This window comes from Rhodopseudomonas palustris, assembly GCF_013415845.1.
Classification (GTDB): Bacteria; Pseudomonadota; Alphaproteobacteria; order Rhizobiales; family Xanthobacteraceae; genus Rhodopseudomonas; species Rhodopseudomonas palustris_F.
This window is the reverse complement of the sequence record NZ_CP058907.1, coordinates 2,686,770-2,706,259: the sequence shown is the minus strand read 5'-3', so window position 1 is coordinate 2,706,259 and position 19,490 is coordinate 2,686,770. Positions and strand designations below refer to the sequence as shown.

General features: G+C 66.2%; 19 protein-coding genes and 1 tRNA gene. 6 read left to right on the top strand and 14 right to left on the bottom strand.

Going from position 1 to position 19,490, the window contains the following annotated elements:
* The first annotated feature begins 7 nt into the window (after positions 1-7).
* Complete coding sequence (locus HZF03_RS12390; protein WP_119018581.1) at positions 8-361, top strand: hypothetical protein; 354 nt, start codon at positions 8-10, stop codon at positions 359-361.
* On the opposite strand, the gene HZF03_RS12385 is transcribed toward HZF03_RS12390, so the two are convergent.
* On the bottom strand, positions 362-841 hold the full coding sequence (locus HZF03_RS12385; protein ID WP_119018582.1) for a threonine/serine exporter family protein: 480 nt from the start codon (positions 839-841) through the stop codon (positions 362-364).
* The gene (locus HZF03_RS12380) at positions 838-1,644 is read right to left on the bottom strand and encodes a threonine/serine exporter family protein (protein WP_119018583.1); all 807 of its coding nucleotides are present in this window, start codon (positions 1,642-1,644) and stop codon (positions 838-840) included. Before HZF03_RS12380 ends, HZF03_RS12385 begins: the two co-directional genes overlap by 4 nt.
* A gap of 220 nt (positions 1,645-1,864) precedes the next feature.
* Between HZF03_RS12380 and HZF03_RS12375 the strand changes: the two genes are divergently transcribed.
* Positions 1,865-2,206 carry a hypothetical protein gene (locus HZF03_RS12375; RefSeq protein WP_119018602.1) on the top strand — a complete coding sequence of 114 codons (342 nt, stop codon included), beginning with the start codon at positions 1,865-1,867 and terminating at the stop codon, positions 2,204-2,206.
* Between the two features lie 48 nt (positions 2,207-2,254).
* Here the strand turns inward: HZF03_RS12375 and HZF03_RS12370 are convergent, their stop codons facing one another.
* The 3 genes from HZF03_RS12370 to HZF03_RS12360 all read right to left on the bottom strand — a co-directional run bounded on the left by HZF03_RS12370 (position 2,255) and on the right by HZF03_RS12360 (position 6,645).
* Entirely contained in the window at positions 2,255-2,713 is a 459-nt protein-coding gene (locus HZF03_RS12370; RefSeq protein WP_119018603.1) for an FKBP-type peptidyl-prolyl cis-trans isomerase, read from the bottom strand.
* 175 nt (positions 2,714-2,888) lie between these two features.
* Positions 2,889-5,882: an outer membrane protein gene (locus tag HZF03_RS12365; protein ID WP_119018584.1), complete on the bottom strand. Its 2,994-nt coding sequence runs from the start codon at positions 5,880-5,882 to the stop codon at positions 2,889-2,891.
* Between the two features lie 523 nt (positions 5,883-6,405).
* On the bottom strand, positions 6,406-6,645 hold the full coding sequence (locus HZF03_RS12360; RefSeq protein WP_119018585.1) for a pentapeptide MXKDX repeat protein: 240 nt from the start codon (positions 6,643-6,645) through the stop codon (positions 6,406-6,408).
* A 269-nt stretch (positions 6,646-6,914) separates the two neighbouring features.
* Between HZF03_RS12360 and dctP the strand changes: the two genes are divergently transcribed.
* The 3 genes from dctP to HZF03_RS12345 are packed head-to-tail and all read left to right on the top strand — an operon-like array spanning position 6,915 to position 9,837.
* Entirely contained in the window at positions 6,915-7,934 is a 1,020-nt protein-coding gene (gene dctP / locus HZF03_RS12355) for a TRAP transporter substrate-binding protein DctP (RefSeq protein ID WP_119018586.1), read from the top strand.
* Positions 7,931-8,482 carry a TRAP transporter small permease gene (locus HZF03_RS12350; RefSeq protein WP_012496000.1) on the top strand — a complete coding sequence of 184 codons (552 nt, stop codon included), beginning with the start codon at positions 7,931-7,933 and terminating at the stop codon, positions 8,480-8,482. The genes dctP and HZF03_RS12350 overlap by 4 nt, the downstream gene beginning before the upstream one ends.
* Positions 8,479-9,837 (top strand): TRAP transporter large permease, encoded by a 1,359-nt coding sequence (locus HZF03_RS12345; RefSeq protein WP_119018587.1) that lies wholly within the window; start codon positions 8,479-8,481, stop codon positions 9,835-9,837. Before HZF03_RS12350 ends, HZF03_RS12345 begins: the two co-directional genes overlap by 4 nt.
* A 100-nt stretch (positions 9,838-9,937) precedes the next feature.
* On the opposite strand, the gene HZF03_RS12340 is transcribed toward HZF03_RS12345, so the two are convergent.
* The 5 genes from HZF03_RS12340 to HZF03_RS24550 all read right to left on the bottom strand — a co-directional run bounded on the left by HZF03_RS12340 (position 9,938) and on the right by HZF03_RS24550 (position 15,228).
* Entirely contained in the window at positions 9,938-10,843 is a 906-nt protein-coding gene (locus tag HZF03_RS12340) for a hydroxymethylglutaryl-CoA lyase (RefSeq protein ID WP_119018588.1), read from the bottom strand.
* A gap of 118 nt (positions 10,844-10,961) precedes the next feature.
* A complete protein-coding gene (locus HZF03_RS12335; protein ID WP_207804872.1) occupies positions 10,962-12,974 on the bottom strand; it encodes an acetyl/propionyl/methylcrotonyl-CoA carboxylase subunit alpha in 2,013 nt (670 codons plus the stop codon).
* Positions 12,975-12,990: 16 nt separating this feature from the next.
* Positions 12,991-14,595, bottom strand: coding sequence for a carboxyl transferase domain-containing protein (locus tag HZF03_RS12330; RefSeq protein ID WP_119018590.1), 1,605 nt, complete (start codon positions 14,593-14,595; stop codon positions 12,991-12,993).
* 199 nt (positions 14,596-14,794) lie between these two features.
* The gene (locus HZF03_RS12325) at positions 14,795-15,100 is read right to left on the bottom strand and encodes an ETC complex I subunit (RefSeq protein ID WP_011158087.1); all 306 of its coding nucleotides are present in this window, start codon (positions 15,098-15,100) and stop codon (positions 14,795-14,797) included.
* Positions 15,097-15,228 (bottom strand): hypothetical protein, encoded by a 132-nt coding sequence (locus tag HZF03_RS24550; RefSeq protein ID WP_276510703.1) that lies wholly within the window; start codon positions 15,226-15,228, stop codon positions 15,097-15,099. Before HZF03_RS24550 ends, HZF03_RS12325 begins: the two co-directional genes overlap by 4 nt.
* Positions 15,229-15,342: 114 nt before the next feature.
* Here HZF03_RS24550 and HZF03_RS12320 point away from each other — a divergent pair, with 114 nt between their 5' ends.
* Positions 15,343-16,617, top strand: coding sequence for an OpgC domain-containing protein (locus HZF03_RS12320; RefSeq protein ID WP_119018591.1), 1,275 nt, complete (start codon positions 15,343-15,345; stop codon positions 16,615-16,617).
* Here the strand turns inward: HZF03_RS12320 and HZF03_RS12315 are convergent.
* The 4 genes from HZF03_RS12315 to HZF03_RS12300 form a co-directional block, all read right to left on the bottom strand.
* Positions 16,551-17,669 (bottom strand): glycosyltransferase family 4 protein, encoded by a 1,119-nt coding sequence (locus tag HZF03_RS12315; RefSeq protein WP_119018592.1) that lies wholly within the window; start codon positions 17,667-17,669, stop codon positions 16,551-16,553. The genes HZF03_RS12320 and HZF03_RS12315 overlap by 67 nt on opposite strands.
* Positions 17,670-17,762: 93 nt before the next feature.
* Positions 17,763-17,839: transfer RNA gene (locus HZF03_RS12310), tRNA-Pro, on the bottom strand.
* A gap of 80 nt (positions 17,840-17,919) precedes the next feature.
* Positions 17,920-18,405, bottom strand: a complete 486-nt coding sequence (locus tag HZF03_RS12305; RefSeq protein ID WP_179906157.1) for a DUF192 domain-containing protein — start codon at positions 18,403-18,405, stop codon at positions 17,920-17,922.
* Positions 18,406-18,589: 184 nt separating this feature from the next.
* Complete coding sequence (locus tag HZF03_RS12300) at positions 18,590-19,297, bottom strand: cold-shock protein (protein ID WP_012495989.1); 708 nt, start codon at positions 19,295-19,297, stop codon at positions 18,590-18,592.
* Between the last annotated feature and the right edge of the window lie 193 nt (positions 19,298-19,490).

Sequence of the window (19,490 nt, the reverse complement as noted above, 5' to 3'; positions counted from 1 at the left end):
AGATTTCGTGGACCAGTCCCAAGCCCGAGCGATTCTGCATCTGAAGGCGGAGATCGTCCGCGTCCGCTCGTTCGGCCAATCGCACCTCTACAAGTTCTGGGCCTTCAAGGTCGACGAGATCAGCGATCCGGTGTGGACCGATGGTGCGGCGACCACCTCCACGGTGTGGCTGACGACCGATTACGGGCTGCTCGACGGGACCGGCTACCGGGACCGCCGCAAATTCCGCATCGATCCCGGCGGCCGGGTGTCGCTGATCCAGGCCAGCAGCCATGACGGCAGCATCGTCGAGGGCCGCAATGCCGGCCGGCTGGCGAGCGGCGTGGCGCGCTCGGTGGCCTGGCCCGGCACCGGGCGCTGATCAGAACTGCCGGCTCTTGAGCAAATAGGCCGGGATCGCCAGCCCCGCCCCGATCGCGCCGACGATCGACAGCACGCGCACGAACGCCTGCGAGGCTGCGACGATCTGCGCTGTCGAAGAGCCGGTGGTGTCGGCGGCGACCGCCATATAGCCGAGCATCGCCTGACCGAAGAACGCGCCAGGCACCATCGGAATGCAGCCGGCCAGCGCAACCGCGTTGCAGGCCGGGCCGAGCCAGCGCAGCGCCAGGATCGCGGTGAACGAGGTGACGAAGGCCGCTGCGAAGGTCGCGGCCTCCAGGCTGCCGCCGGTCTGCTGCACCACGGTGCGGACAGCCAGCGCCAGCGCGCCGGCGACCGCGCACCAGGCGAGCGTGCGCCAGCCGAAATTGAACAGCACGCCGAAGCCGGCCGCGGCGAGCGCACCGAACGCCGCCTGATGCGCCAGATACGGCAACATCGCGATCCAGGTCGCGGTCATGTGTGGATCCTCAACACGAATTCGGCCAGCCACAGCCCGGTGACCGCGAACACCATGATCATGATCACGGTGACGGCGCGGGCGCTGCCCATGGTCGGGTAGCCGTCCATCACATCGGTCTGGGCGTTGGTCGACGGCACGCCCGGCACCAGCAGCAGGATCGACGCCATCATTGCGAGTTCGGTCGTCGAGCTGCCGATCAGCCGCGCACCGAGGCCGCCGAGCGCCGCCGAGATGCAGCCGACGATCGCCGCGACCACGAACACATTGAAGCGGCGGCCGAGCAGCAAATGACGAACGCCCTGCCCGATGCTGGCCGCGGCCAGCACCGGCCCGAACGACAGCCAGTCGGAGCCGAGCAGCCGGCCGAACGCCGCGCAGGCGGCGCCGGTGGCGATCGCCACCAGCCACGGCGGATGCCGCGGCGTCTCGCTCTGCAGCCGCTTCAGCTCGGCCTCGATCGCGTCCGGCGTCATGGCGCCGCGCGCGGCGCGCTTGAGCAGGTCGCGCACCGCGAAGTCGAGCCGATGGTTCACGCCGTGCGCACCGATCTGAGTCATGCGCGTGAAGCTGTGATGGCCGCGCGCCAGCGTGATCTCGAACGAGGCGTAGCCGGAGCGCATCCCCAGCACCTCGACCCCGAGCCCCTCCGCCACCATCCGTGCGCCTTCATGCACCACGCGCACCGACGCGCCGCTCTGCGCCAGCACCGCACCGGCCTGCAGCGCGACGTGGGAGATCCGCGCCAGCGAATACGGGTGGATCGGCTCGAAGTCGGCAGGATCTGGCTCAATCATCGTCATGGTGGGTCGCTATACAGATCGAAGTGGGGCGAAAGCAGGATTGGTCGGACACGCGCGCGGAACGGATACTAACCGCCCAACTAATCACGGTCGCATATTACCATTTGCGCTTGATCAGTGACGGGTTAACGCCGTTGGCGTTGAACGCTTCCAATTCCGCAATGCAGGTCTATGCTCACCGCGGTCTCGGCCGCTGATTATTCGAGGAATGGGGTTGAAGATGAAGTTACCGACATTGATCGTCGCCTGCATCGCCGCCGCTGTGGTGGTCTTCGGCGTCCGCAATTTCAAGTCAGAGCCCAACCCGAACGATGCGGCCGAACAGGCGGCGGCTAGCGCGGCTGTGGTCCCGGCAAGCCCGATCAAGACCGTGACCTCGACCTCCTGCCCGTCCGACGGCTGCCCGATCTCCTGCGCCGACGACGACACCCTGCTGTCGGCGTTCTGCGTCAGCGGCACCAAGGCCCGCTTCGCCGACACCCTCAAGCTCGCGAACGGCAAGCTGACCGCGACCTGCGGCATGGGCGCCAGCAGCATCCTTGCCTATTGCGGCCGGCCGTAACCGCGGCAACGACGGCCCGGCTCGTGCCGGGCCATCGCGTCATCGGCCTTACTTGAGGCCGAGCAATTCCACATCGAAGATCAGAGTCGCGTTCGGCGGGATCACGCCGCCGGCGCCACGCGCGCCGTAGCCGAGATCCGGCGGAATGATCAGCGTGCGCTTGCCGCCGACCTTCATGCTGGCAACACCCTCGTCCCAGCCCTTGATCACCCGGCCCATCCCGATCGGGAATTCGAACGGCTCGTTGCGGTCGACCGAGGAGTCGAACTTGCGGGTCTTGGCGCCGTTCTCGTAGAGCCAGCCGGTGTAGTGCATCACGCAGATCTGGCCGCGCGCCGGCGACGCGCCGGTGCCGACTTGGGTGTCCACGATCTGGAGACCCGACGGAGTGGTGACGGATTTGGCGGATTCGGACATGGCGGGGGTGCTCGACATCAGGGCCGCGGCGGGAGACAGCGCAGCAACGGCCAAAGCCAGCACAGCGCCGGCGGGAAAAGCGAAACGCATCGGATTGTCCTTTGGGAAGATCGACGTCGGTCGCGGTGAGGCCCGGTTGTAGCCGCTCGGCACCGATCCGACAACCAAGCGAGCCACGACCGCCTGCCCGCGGCCGCAACCGGCCTCTCCGCCCGTCACGATGGCAATCGAGGCCCGGCGACGAACCGGACCTCGATCACACGGCTCAGTCCCTGGCGAACAACGACGGCCCGAATTTGTAGTTCACCCCGAGCGACACCGTCTGCAGTTTGTTCGTCTGCGGCGCCAGGTTGACGCCGTCCAATGCCGGCGTCACCGACGTGCCGAACACCTGAGACGCGCCGAAGTCGAAGTACTTGTATTCCAGCGCCATCGACCACGACGGCGCCAGCGCGTATTCGAGGCCGCCGCCGACGGTCCAGCCCCAATTGGTGCTGGTGCTCGCGAGCGTCGTGCCACCGACACCGACGGAGTTGAACTGATCCTGCTGGCGATCCCAGGCCGCGCCGCCCTTGACGTAGAGCAGCGTGCGATCGATCGCGTAGCCGCCGCGCGCCGTGAACGTGCCGATGGCGTCGATCCTGCTGCCGCAGTCGAAGCCGGCCACCACAGGATTAGGATACGCGCCGAAGCAGGTGTCGGTGCCGCGAATATTCGCCCAGTTGGCCGAGGCTTCGACGCCGGCGACGAGATGACCGAACTGGTAGTTCGCGCCGATCTGGCCGCCGAGCAGCGCGCCGCCGAGGTCCGCCCGATCACCCGTCGTCGGGGTCGGGAACGGGTCCGCATAGGTGGTGCGGCCCCAGCCCGCGCCGACGCTGGCGCCGACATAGAGGCCGGTCCAATTGGTGGGCGCGATCCGCGGCGGCGCCTTGGCGATGCCGTGCGCCGAGGTTTCTGCCGCATCGACGTCGCCGAACTTATACGAGGTCTGGACGAAGCCGCCGTAGCGTTCGGAATAGAACTGCATCGGCGACGTCGTCGCTTCTCTCGGGAAGATCGTGCTGGCGCTGTCGGTCGCGAAGTACCAATAGCGGCCGCCGACGCCGACGCTGAAGCGATCGGTGACCGCGTAGGACAGGATCGCTTCGAACTGCGTACCCCAGCCGTGGCCGACCTCCGACTGCGGATTGATGTCGGCGCGAAACCAATGATTGTCGAAGCCAGCGCGATTGACGTAAGGCAGATAAGCCGCATCGACCTCCAGCCGCAGCCGTTCGGTCAGCGGCGCGCGAACGTTGAGGCCGAGCGCGACGCCGCGCCAGGATTCGGTCTCGCTGAGACCGACGAAGTTGGTGGGAAACGGGACGCCACAGGTGTCGAAGTCGGTCGCGATCTGCCGACAGCCGAAGCCGTTGCCGGTCTGGTAGAACGAACGATAACCGACGAAGCCACCGAGCTTGCGGCCGCCATCGTTGATGAAATTGTAGCCGATGTCCGCGCTGCCGAAGGCCAGGCGGCCGTCGCGCATCTCCGAGATCGTGTTCGAATAGTTCACTTCGCTCGGGAAGTCTTCGTCGTTGAGCTGGCCGTTGACGAGATGGCCGAGGCCGAGATTGGCCTTGGCGAACAGGCCCGACGCGTGATCGACGCGCACGAAGGCTTCGAGCGAATGACCGGTCTGATCGCCATAGATCAGCCGTGAATTCAGCCGGCTCGGCGAGACGTTGTCGTTCAGATCCTTCTGCATCCGCCCCGAGCTGCCCCAATAACGGGTGCCGGCCTCGACCTGCCAGCCGAGCGGCAGCGCGGCGGCCTTGACGAACAGCGGCGCATCGCCTCCCGCGCCGAGCGTCGGCGCGCCCGAGCCGAGCCGATAATTCAGACCTGCCTTCACCAGATCGAGCTTCTGCTTGAAGCCGATCTCGGAGGCATTGCCGAACTGATCGACGTAAGCGGTGTCTTGGGTGCCGAAATCGACGTGGTTGTACTCCACGAAGGCCGACAGGTTCGGACTGAGAGCATATTCCAGGCCGGTACCGGTGACCCAGCCCCAGCGCGTGCCGCTTTCGGTGAAGCGGCTGGCGCTGCCTGCGCGCTGCGCATCGCTGCTGCCGGTTGCCCACGCCGCGCCGGCCTTGCCGTAGATCAACAGATTGCCCCAGGTCTGCCCAAGCCGGCCCGTGATGGTGCCGAGCGACGACAGCTCATTGTGGCAGGTGAAATTTCTCCGTGTCCCGACATCGGTGGCGCATTTGGCGTAGCCGCCGATATCCGCCGCGGCGGCGGACGCTTCAACACCGGCGACCCAGCGGCCGAATTGATAGTTCGCGCCGATCTGGCCGCCGCCGAACAGCCCGGAACTGTCGCCGCGCCCGGGGAACCCGCCCGACGTCGACGCCGCGAGCAGCGCGCCCGTCGCCGACTCCCAATCGTTGCTGCCGAAGCCGCCGCCGGCGTGGACGCCGAGATAGATCCCGGTCCAGCTCCACTGCGGCAGCGGCACGCCGGGAAGCGGCGCTGCGCTGACCGAGGCCGCGCCGAGCCGATAATTGAGGCCGACCTTGACCAGATGCGCGGTCTGGCCGATCGACACGTCCGAAACGTCGCCGAACTGATCGGCCATCGTCAGGGAGCGATTGCCGAAATCCGCGTAGTTGTACTCGATCTTGCCCGACAGGCCCGGCAGGAAGGCGTATTCGACGCCGGCGCCGAGCAGCCAGCCGGACCGCGTCTCGGACGCTTCGAGGACGTTGACGAAGTTGCCGCTGGCCATCCGGCGATGGACGTCGGCCCAGGCGGCGCCGGCCTTGCCATAGACCAGCAAATCACCCGCGGCGTAGCCGAAGCGCGCGGCGAGCGTCCACAGTTCGTCGATCCGGCTGGTGCAGGCAAAGGTGCCGTGCAGACAGCGGGCCAAACCGTTGATGGAACCGAAGCTGGCGTCGCCTTCGATGCCGAGCACGTAATGACCGAACTGCGCGTTGTAGCCGCCCTGGATGCCGGCGATCGCATTGCCGCTGACGCCATGACCAGGGAACGGCCCCGCCGCCAGTCCGGCCCCACTTCCGGCAATGCTGTTCCACGCGCTCTCCGACGCTGCGGCGCCGACGTGGGTACCGATGTAGAAGCCGGTCCAGTTAGTTGCCGCCGGCACGGCCGACGGGACTGAAACGTTCTGCAGATCGGCCGCATGCGCGCTACCGCACGCAACGGCCACCACCGACCAGACGCTCAGCCACGCTGGAAAATTCTTCATACCTGCCCCTCGCCCCAAACTGCACCACCCGAATGACGGCAAACATGATTCTGGTCGGGAACTCTACGGCCGCGGGCGCATGGTGACTGAGCAAAACACAGCAAAGTTGCGTGCCCGTACGCTGGCGCTCAAATTACCGAGAAGGTCGGGAGTGCAGGTGATCTCGTACCCTTTGGAGAAGGTACAGGGCAGGACAATGCGGACGGGATGTACTCGGATTCAGATCCGGATGCGCGACGACATCGCGCCCATTCGAACGACGCAATCATTCTGCGCGACGGCAGGCTGCGCGGTGGCGATCCGTATTTCTTCAGCACCGGCGACGACACAGTCGCCGACGACCGCTGTTCTCCGGACAAGACGTCACCACCGGTTTCTCCGGCAGCTTCATAGATCATGAGTCCGAGGTGTTCGGCATATCGCTGGTCGGCAGCCGCAGCGTCGCTTTCGCGCCACGCTGCGGCTCCTGGCGACGACTAACAGGACGACGAACGCCCGCCGCCCTGGTCTCGGGTGACGCGAACTACTTCTTCATCTGGTCCTTGGACATGCTGTCTTTGGACATGCCGTCCTTCTTCATACCGTCCTTCGCCATCGTGTCTTTCTTCATGCCGTCCTTGCTCATCGAATCCTTGGCCATGGTGTCGTGAGCCATGCCGTCCTTCTTCTCCATCTTGTCCATCGCGTAGGCAGCCGGCGCCATCGCGAGGCTGGACGAGAATGCTGCGATCATGAGGGCGAGAACGATGCGGGTACGGGTCATGTGATGTGATCCTTGTCGAAATCGATCGGTGCGGCGACTGCCGCCCTTTCACTCAACGGATCGGGAACCGGGCTTGTTACGCTGCACCGAAATAATTCTTGCTCGCAACTTCCCGAGGCGGCGGTGGTTCGGCACCGCAACAACACCCGCACCGCACTGCAACTAACAAAACCTCGTTGCAATCCGTCCGATCGCCGCCTCTCGCCTTGACCGCTCAGCGACCAATGCTTTAGCGATTCAAACAACAGAAAATGATCGGGAGAGAAACGATGCTGTCACGCCGCCACCTCCTCGTCTCCGCATTGGCAGCGCCCGCGGTCCTGAAATACGGGATCGGCTCAGCGCAGGCGGCAACGACACTGAAGATCTCGCATCAGTTTCCCGGTGGCACCATCGACAAAGGCGACTTCCGCGACCGGCTGTGCCGCAAGTTCGCCGACGAAATCAGCAAGCGCTCCGGCGGCGAACTGGTCGGCGAAGTCTATCCGGGCTCATCACTGATCAAGACCAACGCGCAGTTTTCGGCGATGCGCAAAGGCGCGCTCGATCTGTCGCTGTATCCGATGCCCTATGCGGGCGGCGAAGTCCCCGAGACCAATATCGGCCTGATGCCGGGACTGGTCTCGACCTATGAGCAGGGCCTGTCGTGGAAGACCAAGCCGGTCGGCAAGGCGCTGACCGACTTCCTCGCCGACAAGGGCATCGTGTTGGTGACCTGGGTGTGGCAGGCCGGCGGCGTCGCCAGCCGCTCCAAGGCGCTGCTGTCACCTGACGACGCCAAGGGCCTCAAGGTCCGCGGCGGTTCGCGCGAGATGGACATGGTGCTGCAGCAGGCCGGCGCAGCGGTGCTGTCGGTGCCGTCGAACGAGATCTACGCTGCGATGCAGACCGGTGCCTGCGACGCCGGCATCACCTCCTCCACCAGCCTGATCTCGTTCCGGCTCGAGGAAGTCGCCAAGCATCTCACCTCCGGCGCGGACGCCTCGTACTGGTTCATGCTCGAGCCGCTGATGATGTCGAAGGCGATCTTCGACAAGCTGCCGAAGAACCATCAGGACATCATCCTATCGGTCGGCGCCGAGCTCGAAGCGTTCGGCAAACAAGGCGCCCAGGCCGACGATATCGAGGTCGCCAAGGTGTACGAGAAGGCCGGCGCCAAGGTCGACAAGCTCGACGCCGCCACGGTCGAGAAGTGGGCCGTGATCGCCCGCGACACCGCGTGGAAGGACTACGGCAAGAAGACCGCGACCTGCGCCAACCTGCTCAAGCTCGCGACCGACGCGGCATGATGCACGGCCCCGTGCCCGGCCAGCCGGACCCGACCAGCGCCGCGCAGCGCGAGACCGGCGGCCCGCTCGGCCATGCGCTGGCGCTGGTCAACCGAGCCATCCTCGTCCTAGCCGCGGTCGCGCTGGTGGTCGCCTGCTGCATCCTCAGCTACAGCGTGGCGGTACGCAGCCTGTTCCACAGCGCCACCTATTGGCAGGACGAGGCCGCGGTGTTCCTGCTGGTCGGCGCCACCTTCCTGACCGCCGCCTTCGTGCAAAGCCAACGCGGCCATATCGGCATCGAGGCGTTCACCGGGCTGCTGCCGCCGGCCGTGAACCGCGTCCGGCTGCTGCTGGTCGACGTTGCCAGCCTCGCCTTCTGCGGCTTCTTCGCCTGGAAATCCTGGACGCTGACGCACGAGGCCTATGTCGACGGCCAGGTCTCGAATTCGATCTGGTCGCCGCCGCTCGCCATCCCCTACGCGCTGATGGCCGCCGGCATGACGCTGCTGTGCCTGCAGATCGCGGTGCAGATCGTGAACTCCTTCAGTGGGACGAAGCGCGCGTGACAGTCCTCGGCATTGGGATCAGTTACGGCCTCGCCACGCTGGCGGCGATGTTCTCCGGCATGCCGATCGCATTTGCGCTCGGCGCCGTCGCGCTGGTGTTCATGGCGATCTACATGCCGCACGCCTCGCTCGATACCGTGACGCAGAACGTCTACGAGGAGATGGCGTCGATCACGCTGCTGTCGATCCCGCTGTTCATCCTCAAGGGTGCGGCGATCGGCAAGTCGCGTGCCGGCCAGGACCTGTACTCCGCCCTGCACGCCTGGCTGCATCGCGTGCCGGGCGGGCTCGGCGTCGCCAACGTGTTCGCCTGCGCGCTGTTCGCCGCGATGGCCGGCTCGTCGCCGGCGACCTGCTCGGCGATCGGCTCGGCCGGCATCCCGGAGATGCGCAAGCGCGGCTATTCCGGCGGCTTCGCGGCCGGGATTATCGCGGCCGGCGGCACGCTCGGCATCCTGCTGCCGCCCTCGATCACCATGATCCTGTTCGCGGTCGCCGCCGAGAAATCGCTCGGCCGGCTGTTCCTCGCCGGCATCGGGCCGGGACTGCTGCTGGTGACGCTGTTCGGCATCTACGCGGTGGTCCGCTTCCGCAAGGAATACGCCACCGCAAAGGCGGCGTACGAAGCGACCGGCCAGACGTCCGCGATCCTGACCGACGAGAAATTCACCATGGCGCAGCGCTTCGGCGCGCTGCCGCGGGTGCTGCCGTTCGTCATCCTGCTTACCGGTGTGATGATCGCGCTGTATGGCGGCTACGCGACGCCGTCCGAAACCGCCGGCCTCGGCGGCCTGCTGGCGCTGCTGCTGATCGCGCTGATCTATGGGGTGTGGAAGCCCTCCGACCTGTCGCCGATCATGACCTCGACGGTCCGCGAGTCGACCATGCTGATGATGATCATCGGCATGTCGCTGCTATACTCCTACGTGATGAGCTATCTGCACATCTCGCAGTCGGCCGCCGAAGCGATCGTGGCGATGCAGCTGCCGCGCTGGGGACTGCTCGCCGCGATCCTGGCGCTGGTGGTGGTGCTCGGCTTCTTCCTGCCGCCGGTTTCGATCATCCTGATGACCGCGCCGATCATCCTGCCGCCGCTGCGCGCCGCCGGCTTCGACATCATCTGGTTCGGCGTGGTGATGACCATCGTGATGGAGATGGGCCTGATCCATCCACCGGTCGGCCTCAACATCTTCGTCATCCGCAACGTCGCCCCCGATATCCCGCTGTCCGAGGTGATCTGGGGCACGCTGCCGTTCGTGCTGCTGATGATGCTGGCGGTGCTGCTGCTGTGCCTGGTCCCCGGCATCTCGACCTGGCTGCCGGATCTGGTGATGGGGCCGGAGAGCGTCAGATAGTTCGCGAGGGTGGGTCAGGCGCACTTGCGCCGTAACCACCCTCTCTGTGTTGACACCTCAATCGGTGGGTGACGCGCTTCGCGCTAACCCACCCTGCGAACTAACCCGCCCGCTTTTTCTTTGCGTTCAGTGCATTGACCACGCGGCTGACCGGCGGGCGGCCGAGCAGTGCGGCGACGCTGTTGGTCGCGGCGATCAGCCTGTCCATATCGACGCCCATCGGCACGCCCATGCCTTCCAGCATGTACAGCACGTCCTCGGTCGCGACGTTGCCGGTAGCACCCGGCGCATAGGGGCAGCCGCCGAGGCCGCCGGCGGCGCTGTCGATCACGCGCGCGCCCTGTTCCAACCCGGCATAGAGATTGGCGAGCGCCTGGCCGTAGGTGTCGTGGAAGTGCATGGCGAGCGACTGCATCGGGATCGCCTCGGCGCAGGCGCGGAGCAGCTCGCGGACCTTCTTCGGGGTGCCGACCCCGATGGTGTCGCCGAGCGAGATCTCGTAGCAGCCGAGGTCCCACAGCGTCGTCGCGGCATCGACCACCGCCTGCACCGGCACGTTACCGTCAAACGGGCAACCGAGCACGCAGGAGATGTAGCCGCGGACCTTGACGCCGTCGGCCTGCGCGCGCGCCAGCACCGGCCTGAACCGCTCGATCGACTCCGCCACCGAGCAATTGATGTTAGCCCGGGAAAACCCTTCCGACGCCGAGGCGAACACGGCGACGACCTGCGCGCCGGCCGCGCGGGCGGCGTCGTAGCCTTTCTCGTTCGGCACCAGCACGTGGAATTCGCCGGGCAGCTGCAGCGACGCCCGCAGCACCTCGTCGGAGCCGATCATCTGCGGGATCGCCTTGGGCGAGACGAACGCGCCGACCTCGACGGTCGACAGCCCCGCCGCAACCAGCGCCTCAACGAAGGCGATGCGGTCGGCGACGCTGACCGGCGTCTTCTCGTTCTGCAGCCCGTCGCGCGGGCCGACTTCGACGATACGGATGGTGTCGGTCATGGACGAACCCCAAAGTCGTTCGTCATGGCCGGGCTCGTCCCGGCCATCCACGCCTTCGGCATCGCGCCGCAAGAAGGCGTGGATGCCCGGCACAAGGCCGGGCATGACGGAGAATGAACTATTCTTCCTCGGCCTCGAGATCGGCCAATTCGGCGCCTTCCTGGACGATGTCGCCGACCTTGCACTTCACCGCCGTCAACGTTCCGGCGAACGGCGCGCGCAGGGTCTGCTCCATCTTCATCACTTCGAGCGTGAGGATCGGCGCGCCCTTGTCGAGCTTGGCGCCGACTTCCGCGAGCAGCGCCACCACGGTGCCGGGCAGCGGGGCGACGATCTTGTCTTCGCCGACGGCCTCCTCGCTTTCGCCGCCGAACGGATCGACAAGATGCAGCTCGAACCGGCCGCTCCGCGTGCGCACATACAACTCGGCACCGTCGACCACGGCGTGGATGCGCGAGCGCGCATCGCCGAGTGCCACATCGATGCCGTCGCCAGCAGCGGTCCAGGCGAAGGCAAGCTCGCGGCCGTCGATGGTCAGCGCCGACGATCCGCCGCCATAGGTCAGCTCGATCGTGTGATCAGTGTGGTCATGCCCCTGCCCGCGACGGAACAGGAAGCTGCGCTTGCGCCGGCCGACCGGCATCCAGCCAGAGGTCCGCCATGGCGACGGACCTTCTGCCTTGGCGGCTTCGTCCTCGCCGCGCAGGATCGCCGCCACCGCGGCGGCGAGTTCGAGATCGCCGAGCGCGCTCGGTGCGGCGGTGAGCGCTGCGAGATGGCGTTCGATGAAACCGGTGTCGATGGCGTTGGCGCGCACCTCGGGATGCGTGACCAGCGCCGAGAGAAACGGGATATTGGTGACGACGCCGCGGACGTCGGTCTCGTTCAGTCCGCGGTCGAGCCGGTCGATCGCCGCCTGCCGGGTCGGCGCCCACGCGATCACCTTGGCGAGCATCGCGTCGTAATACGGCGACACGCTGTCGCCGCCGCGATAGCCGGCATCGATGCGCAGGCCATCGACCTCGGCCGGCGTGCGCCAGGTCGTGATCTTGCCGACCGACGGCATGAAGTTCTTCGCCGGGTTCTCGGCATATACCCGCGCCTCGATGGCGTGGCCGCTCAGCTTGAGCTGATCCTGCTTCAGCGGCAGCGCTTCGCCGAACGCGACGCGGAGCTGCCATTCGACGAGGTCGACGCCGGAGATCAGTTCGGTGACCGGATGCTCCACCTGCAGGCGGGTGTTCATCTCGATGAAGAACACGTCCTTGCCGTCGGAGACGAACTCGATGGTGCCGGCGCCGACATAGTTCACCGCACCCGCGGCGCGCCGCGCGGCGTCGCAGACTTTTTCGCGCCCAGCCGCATCGAGCGTCGGCGACGGCGCCTCTTCGATCACTTTCTGGTGGCGACGCTGCAGCGTGCATTCGCGTTCAAACAGCGAGACGAGATTGCCATGGCTGTCTCCGACGATCTGCACCTCGATATGGCGCGGATTGTCGACATAACGCTCGATCAACAGCGTGTCGTCCCCGAACGCCGCCTTGGCCTCGCGCTTGGCGCTGATGATCGCGGCGGAGAGTTCGTCGGCCTTGCGCACCACCCGCATGCCGCGGCCACCACCACCGGCCGAGGCCTTCACCAGCACCGGAAAACCGATCTTGTCGGCGGCCGCCGCGAGCGTTGCCTCGTCCTGCGCCGCGCCGTGATAGCCCGGCACCAGCGGCACGCGGGCCTTTTCCATCAGCGCCTTGGAGCCCGATTTCGAGCCCATCGCGGTAATCATCTCCGGCGTCGGCCCGACGAATACGAGACCGGCATCCGCACAGGCCTGCGCGAATTCGGCGCTTTCCGACAGGAAGCCGTAGCCGGGATGCACCGCCTCTGCGCCGGTCTGCTTGGCGGCCTGGATGATGCGTTCGATATTGAGGTAGCTGTCGCGGGCCCGCGCCGGGCCGAGCAGCACGGCCTCGTCGGCCTCGGCAACGTGCTGCGCGCCGGCATCGGCCTCGGAATACACCGCGACGGTGCGCAGGCCCATCGCACGCGCGGTGCGGATGACACGGCAGGCGATCTCGCCGCGGTTGGCGATCAGCAGCGTGCGGAAGCGACGATACAGGGCGGTGCTCTTCATCATCAGATCCTGATCATCACATCCGGAACAGGCCGAACCTGGTCGGCTCGATCGGCGCATTACTGGAGGCGGATAGCCCGAGCCCGAGCACCAGCCGCGTGTCGGCGGGATCGATCACGCCGTCGTCCCACAGCCGCGCGGTCGCGTAGTACGGGCTGCCTTGCGTCTCGTATTGCGCGCGGATCGGCGAGCGGAATTCCTCCTCCTCCTCCGTGCTCCACGAGCCGCCCTTGGCCTCGATATTGTCGCGGCGGAGCTGGCTCAGCACCATCGCCGCCTGCTCGCCGCCCATCACCGAGATCCGCGCGTTCGGCCACATCCACAAAAAGCGCGGCGAGTAGGCCCGGCCGCACATGCCGTAATTGCCGGCACCATAGGAGCCGCCGATCACTACGGTGAATTTCGGCACATTGGCGGTCGCGACAGCCGTCACCAGCTTGGCGCCGTCGCGGGCGATGCCGCCGGCCTCGTATTTCTTGCCGACCATGAACCCGGTGATGTTCTGCAGGAACACCAGCGGAATGCCGCGCTGGCAGCACAGCTCGATGAAGTGCGCGCCCTTCAGCGAGCTCTCGCTGAACAGGATGCCGTTGTTGGCGATGATGCCGACCGGAAAGCCCCAGATGTGCGCGAAGCCGCACACCAGCGTCTGGCCATACAGCTTCTTGAACTCGTCGAACTCCGAGCCATCGACGATCCGGGCGATGATGTCGCGCACGTCGAACGGCTTGCGGCTCTCGGCCGGCACGATGCCGTAGAGCTGCTCGGCCGGATACAGCGGCTCGCGCGGCTCACGCATATTGAGAGGCGGCCGCTGCGCGGGCTTCAAGGTGCTGACGATCTTGCGCGCGATACCGATCGCGTGGGCGTCGTTCTGCGCGTAGTGATCGGTGACGCCGGACTGCCGCGAATGCACGTCGGCGCCGCCGAGCTCTTCTGCCGACACCACCTCGCCGGTCGCAGCCTTCACCAGCGGCGGGCCGCCAAGAAAGATGGTGCCCTGGTTGCGCACGATGATGCTCTCGTCCGACATCGCCGGCACATAGGCGCCGCCCGCGGTGCACGAGCCCATCACCACCGCGATCTGCGGAATGCCGGCAGCCGACATATTCGCCTGGTTGAAGAAGATCCGGCCGAAGTGGCGCTCGTCGGGAAAGACCTCGTCCTGCTGCGGCAGGAAGGCGCCGCCGGAGTCGACCATGTAGATGCACGGCAGGTTGTTCTGCCGAGCGATGTCCTGCGCGCGCAGATGCTTCTTCACCGTCATCGGATAATAGGTGCCGCCCTTCACCGTCGCGTCGTTGGCGACGATCATGCACTCGCGGCCCATCACGCGGCCGATGCCGGTGACGATCGAGGCCGAATGCACGTCCCCGCCGTAGAGGCCGTTGGCGGCGAGCGGAGACAGTTCGAGAAACGCGGTGCCGGGATCGAGCAGCAGATCAACGCGCTCGCGCGGCAGCAGCTTGCCGCGCGCGGTATGTTTGGCGCGGGCCGCCTCGCCGCCGCCGGCAGCGACCGCCGCCAGCTTGTCGTTCAATTCGGCGACCAGCGCCCGCATCGCATCGGCATTGCGCGCGAAATCGGCCGAACCGGGATCGATCTTGGAGTGCAGCGACATGGCGTTTCCGGCAGGTTCTGACTCGCTTCGGGACCGAAGCGTTGAAGACATCGTGTCATCGCCGGGCCGCCAGGCGCAACCCTAACCTGAACCGGCGCAGCGCAGGACGCGCATAGCCGTTCGCCGCAGCCTCAGGCTTGCGCCGAGCGGTCGTGCGGGTCGACGCGGCACGCGAGAGGCGCTGCAGACTATCGCCGGATCAGTGCGTCCAGGGCTCGGGACGGCGGAAGGCGAAATTGTCGGCGTAGGCGGCGCGGCGGCGCACCGGCTCCTTCGGCTCGATCAACTGATACGGAATGCCTTCCCGCTCGCAATAGGCCACCGCCTCGTCGCGGGTGTGGAAGCGCAGGCTCACCTGCTGCTGCATGTCGGACGACGAGGTCCAGCCCATCAGCGGCTCGATCGTGCGCGGCGTCTCCGGCTCATAATCGAGCTGCCATTCGCGGGTCTTGGCGGTCCCGGATTGCATCGCGTTCTTGGCGGGCTTGTAGATCCGTGCGGTCATGGAAGGGTCGAGCCTGTCGGGGTGCGGCGCTGCGCCGGTTTGGTGGAAGCGGCGATCTTGGTGTAATGTTCCGCCGCGTAACGGATCAGGTCGGGATCACGTAAAGTTTTGAAGTTGGTCTCGGCCACTTGTGATTCCGTCGCCTGCGGTTTCGTTTCCTGATTTCCTATATTCTGTCCCCGGCACCGTGACAATCGTGGGTCCTGCGGGCGGGCTTCGCAACAATACGGACGATCGGCTCCATGGAAATTCAGGCCATTCTGCCCAGCAAAGGGCGCGATCTGCGGCTCGACCTGTTCCGCGGCGTCGCCAACTGGGCGATCTACCTGGATCACATCCCGAACAACGTGGTGAACTGGATCACAACCCGGAACTGGGGATTCAGCGACGCCGCCGATCTGTTCGTCTTCATCTCCGGCTACACCGCCTCGTTCGTGTACGCCAAGATGATGCTGGAGCGCGGCTTCATCGTTGGCGGCACCCGGCTGACCAAGCGGGTGTGGCAGCTCTACGTCGCACACATCGTGCTGTTCGTGATCTACATCGTGGCGATCGGCTACGTCGCGCAGCGCTTTTCCGATCCCGAGATCATCAACGAGTTCAACGTCGCCGGCCTCATCGCCAATCCGATCGAGACGCTACGCCAGGGCCTGCTGCTGAAATTCAAGCCGGTCAATCTCGACGTGCTGCCGCTCTACATCGTGCTGATGGGCCTGTTCCCGCCGGTGCTGTGGCTGATGCTGCGCCGTCCCGACGCGGTGATGATCGGCTCGTTCGTGCTGTATTTCACCGCCCGCTATTTCGAATGGAATCTGCAGGCGTTTCCGGAAGGCACCTGGTACTTCAATCCGTTCTGCTGGCAGCTGCTGTTCGTGTTCGGCGCGTGGTGCGCGCTCGGCGGCACGGTGCGGTCGCGCTCGATCATCGCCTCGCGCGGCATGCTGTGGTTCTGCCTGGCGTATCTGGTGTTCGCGCTGGTGATGACGATGGCCGGCCGCTTCCAGGACTTCGGCGACCTGTTCCCGCGCTGGCTGTACGACGCCTTCAATCCCAACGACAAAACCAACCTCGCCCCGTACCGCTTCCTGCATTTCGCGGTGATCGTGGTGCTGGTGATCCGGTTCGTGCCGAAGGACTGGAAGGGTCTGGAATGGCGCGGCTTCGATCCCCTGATCAAATGCGGCCAGCAGTCGCTCGCGGTGTTCTGCGTCGGCGTGTTTCTGTCGTTCGTGGCGCATTTCGAGCTGACCATGAGCTCCGGCTCGCTGATGGCGCAGATCCTGGTCAGCGTCATCGGCATCGCGCTGATGACCCTGGTCGCCTACTACATCTCCTGGTCGAAACAGCAGGACAAACCCGCCCGCCCCGCCGCCAAGCCCGCCACCCAGGCTGCTCCAGCTGCTCCGGCCGCAGCCTCTGGTCTCGAGGCTCAACCGGCGCGGTCGCAGCTTCAGGACAGCGGCGTGCCGGCAGTCTCGCCGGCGATGATCGCGGCGGCACAGTCGAGCCCGGAATAGAGATCGTGGCTGGCGCCATAGCGGTCGCCGTTCTCGCTCCATGACGCGCGGCGCCCCGGTGCCGACGCCTGACGCAATGCCTCGCTCAGGTTGCCGGGCCCGAACGGCTCCGGCAGCACCACGCCGGCATCGGCTGCTGCGACGTGGCGCGCATAGCCGCACACCGCGGTGGTGATCACCGGCAGGCCGTTCACCACCGCCTCCAGGATCGCGGTGCCGGTGGTGTCGACCCGAGCCGGATGGATCAGCAAATCCGCCCCCGCCATCAATTCGGGAATGTCGCGGCGCATGCCGAGCAAGGTGATCCGATCCGACACCTTGGCTTCACCGGAAAGCCGGCGCATCAGCCGCCCCTGCTTGCTGTCATCTGCCACACCGGCCACCACCAGCCGCGCCTCCGGGAACGCCACAAGCGCCGCCACCGCACGGTCGAGCCCCTTGGTCAGAGGATGTGCCGCCACCGCCAGCCAAACGACGGTATCGCCGACGATCCCGAGCTCGCCGCGGATCCGCTCGCGGGTGCCGTCAGTGCGAAACTCCGGATGCCGCCGGCCGGGATCGATCGTCGGCGGCATCAGCGCCAGCCGCTCCGGCTCAGTGCCCCAGGCCTGCTGGAAGCTGTCGAGCTGATTCTGGCTGAGCAGCAGGCACTGCGTCGGCCGTCCGGGCGCGAAACTCGCGGCCTCCAGCCCAAGCTTGATCCGGCGGCGCGCGGTGAAGCGATCGGACCACCGCGCCGGACGCGCCTTGTCACAGCCATCGGCGCAGTACAGCACGTCGAGATCGGTCAGTTTGCCGAAGCCGGCGAGCCGGTCGAATGCCGGTTTGCGCTGCGCTGCCGCTTCGGCAAAGCGCAAGTCCCGGCCGTGATTGCTCCAGGCGCTGACCGGCAGCAGCTCAATCTTCAGGTCGGTCGGCAGCTCGCCCTGCCGCCGTGAGGCCAGGATGGTGACGTCGTGGCCGCGCGCCATCAGCCGCCGGGCGATGCCCATACAGTCTCGCTGCAGCCCGCCGCTCGGGAACAGCGACACGATCGCCAGCGCGATCTTCATCGGCCAAGCTCCGCAGCAGCCTCAGGTCTTACGATGCAATCGGCACCGGCCGCGGGCCCGCGGCAAAGCCGTCGTGAAAAGAAGGAAAACGAGTGGTCGGGGCAGCTGGATTCGAACCAACGACCTGCAGTACCCAAAACTGCCGCGCTACCAGGCTGCGCTATACCCCGATCCATGACCCGATCCATGACCCGGATCTCTGGGCCGACGGCCGTCGATACACGGTTCACGTCAGACCAGCAAGCCGGCCTCAGCGCGACTTGAACAGCGGATGCGCCACCCGGTCGCCGGCGGCGATGCCGAGCTTCTTGGCGGTGCCGCCGCTGACCTCGAGCACGCCCGCGACCGGCCCGCCCGAGGCAATGATCCGGGTCGACAGCGGCTCGGTGTTCTCGGCGATCCGCAGGATGGTGCCGTCGCCGCGGATGAAGATCATGTCGAGCGGGATGTAGGTGTTCTTCATCCACATCGACACCTGCTGCTCGGGGCGGAAGTCGAACAGCATGCCCTGCCCGTCCGGCAGGCTCTTGCGGTACATCAGGCCGACTTCCCGCTCCTGATCGGTGGTGGCGATCTCGACGGTAAACACGTGCACGCCGGTCTTGCCGACGATCTCCAGCGACTGCATCTGCGCCGCCACCGCGCCGCGCACCAGAAGGCCGCACAGCATCAGCGCCATCGCGAGCGCACCCAGCCACCGCAGCCGGCGGAACTTGAACATTTCAGAAGCCTGCATTGAATCGAACCTGTTTTTCGCGGGCGCCACGGCTGCGCAATGCGGCCGGGATCATGCCGAACGCATTTCCGCCGCGCAAACAGCATGCGCGGCGGGCGTCAGCCGATTCACAAATTGGCGATCAAGGATGGCGCGATCAAGAACGGCGCGCGTGTGCGCGCCGTTTACCCTCTGGGCGCCCCGCTCAGTGCGAGGACAGGCCGGGTGCGCCGTTCTCCGGCTGGATCTCGGCAGCCATCATGCCCTTCGAGCCCGGCCCGAACCGCACCAGCACATACTGGCCCGGCCGCAGCTCGGTCATGCCGTAGCGGCGCAGCGTTTCCATGTGCACGAAGATGTCCGGCGTGCCCTCACCGCAGGTCAGGAAGCCGAACCCGCGCAGCCGGTTGAACCACTTGACCTGCGCGCGCTCCAGCCCGCTGGTCGGCGTCACGCTGACATGGGTGCGCGCCGGCAGCATCTGCGCCGGATGGATCGCGGTCGACTCGTCCATCGAGACGATGCGGAACGCCTGGTAGCCCTTGGCGCGCTGCACGCACTCGACGACGATGCGGGCGCCCTCATAGGCGGTCTGATAGCCGTCGCGGCGCAGCACCGTGACGTGCAGCAGCACGTCGGGCCAGCCGTTGTCCGGAACCACGAAGCCGTAGCCCTTCGAGGCGTCGAACCACTTGATGACGCCGCTGATCTCGACGAGGTTCGCGGCTTCGCCAAGACCGGTAAAGGCATCGCGCGGATTTAGATCGCGGGGAGCCGAAAGGTCGCCATGCGCTCCGGCTCCGAAGTCCCGCGGCGAGAAATCGCCTACCGGAAACTCCGCTGCTCTCGGCTTCGCAGCGCTGGCTGCGGGCAAAACGCCCGGCCTTTTGGACTCAAATCCGTCCGACCCCATGACCCCGGACCCCGCACGTCATCAACAAATTCGTCGCTTCCGCGACGAGGATGATTCGCCGAGCATTCCCTCAAACTACTCAGGATTGCGCCGCCGCGAATCTGTTGATTCGAAGATAACACCGCGACCGAAACGGCAAAGACAAAAAAATCGTTACGCGACAACTATAAACAGCCTTGAAAGCCTGCGAATC

Coding starts and splice junctions, on each gene's coding strand:
- HZF03_RS12385 (WP_119018582.1), bottom strand. CDS start 841: ATGACCGCGACCTGGATCGCGATGTTGCCGTATCTGGCGCATCAGGCG.
- HZF03_RS12380 (WP_119018583.1), bottom strand. CDS start 1,644: ATGACGATGATTGAGCCAGATCCTGCCGACTTCGAGCCGATCCACCCG.
- HZF03_RS12375 (WP_119018602.1), top strand. CDS start 1,865: ATGAAGTTACCGACATTGATCGTCGCCTGCATCGCCGCCGCTGTGGTG.
- HZF03_RS12370 (WP_119018603.1), bottom strand. CDS start 2,713: ATGCGTTTCGCTTTTCCCGCCGGCGCTGTGCTGGCTTTGGCCGTTGCT.
- HZF03_RS12365 (WP_119018584.1), bottom strand. CDS start 5,882: ATGAAGAATTTTCCAGCGTGGCTGAGCGTCTGGTCGGTGGTGGCCGTT.
- HZF03_RS12360 (WP_119018585.1), bottom strand. CDS start 6,645: ATGACCCGTACCCGCATCGTTCTCGCCCTCATGATCGCAGCATTCTCG.
- dctP (WP_119018586.1), top strand. CDS start 6,915: ATGCTGTCACGCCGCCACCTCCTCGTCTCCGCATTGGCAGCGCCCGCG.
- HZF03_RS12350 (WP_012496000.1), top strand. CDS start 7,931: ATGATGCACGGCCCCGTGCCCGGCCAGCCGGACCCGACCAGCGCCGCG.
- HZF03_RS12340 (WP_119018588.1), bottom strand. CDS start 10,843: ATGACCGACACCATCCGTATCGTCGAAGTCGGCCCGCGCGACGGGCTG.
- HZF03_RS12335 (WP_207804872.1), bottom strand. CDS start 12,974: ATGAAGAGCACCGCCCTGTATCGTCGCTTCCGCACGCTGCTGATCGCC.
- HZF03_RS12330 (WP_119018590.1), bottom strand. CDS start 14,595: ATGTCGCTGCACTCCAAGATCGATCCCGGTTCGGCCGATTTCGCGCGC.
- HZF03_RS12325 (WP_011158087.1), bottom strand. CDS start 15,100: ATGACCGCACGGATCTACAAGCCCGCCAAGAACGCGATGCAATCCGGG.
- HZF03_RS12320 (WP_119018591.1), top strand. CDS start 15,343: ATGGAAATTCAGGCCATTCTGCCCAGCAAAGGGCGCGATCTGCGGCTC.
- HZF03_RS12315 (WP_119018592.1), bottom strand. CDS start 17,669: ATGAAGATCGCGCTGGCGATCGTGTCGCTGTTCCCGAGCGGCGGGCTG.
- HZF03_RS12305 (WP_179906157.1), bottom strand. CDS start 18,405: ATGCAGGCTTCTGAAATGTTCAAGTTCCGCCGGCTGCGGTGGCTGGGT.
- HZF03_RS12300 (WP_012495989.1), bottom strand. CDS start 19,297: ATGGGGTCGGACGGATTTGAGTCCAAAAGGCCGGGCGTTTTGCCCGCA.